At 42.7% G+C, this 478-nt stretch carries 1 protein-coding gene; it reads right to left on the minus strand.

Annotation, left to right across the window (positions count from 1 at the left end):
• On the minus strand, nucleotides 1-478 hold a 478-nt coding region (locus A3761_RS01375; protein ID WP_156491487.1), incomplete at both ends, for a TonB-dependent receptor domain-containing protein.

The raw sequence follows: 478 nt of genomic DNA on the forward strand, positions 1-478 counted from the left end.
AGCTGCACTTCAGAGTGAATCCAAGCGTAGTTTCCTTCTACGAAGTAATGTTCAAGATCACCCAATAGACCATCCAAACTTTTTCTAAAGCCAAGCTCAAATCCGAAGCTATCGGCACCTTCAGCATTTACATACGATATTTCGATATCCTCATCTGGCACCGACCTAACTGTTTCAATCGGGTTGGTGAAGCTCTTTGTGAACAGTCCAAAGGATAAGAACTCGTCAAAACTTGGAAACCACTCATATTTAAAGTCGATATTGGTAATTTCGGTATACTTAAGATCAGGGTTTCCTCGAACGACATAATCAGTTTCAGGATCTTTATAACGCGTTGGGCTAAATTCTCTGAAGTCAGGTCGCGTAAGCGTATTGCTGTAGGCAAAACGGAACTGATGCTCGTCTGAGACCCTAAAAGTGGCACCAAAGAAAGGGAGTGTGTCTGACGTTTCAAGACTGTAGGACTCCTGACTATCTT

The organism is Oleiphilus sp. HI0123 (assembly GCF_001635315.1).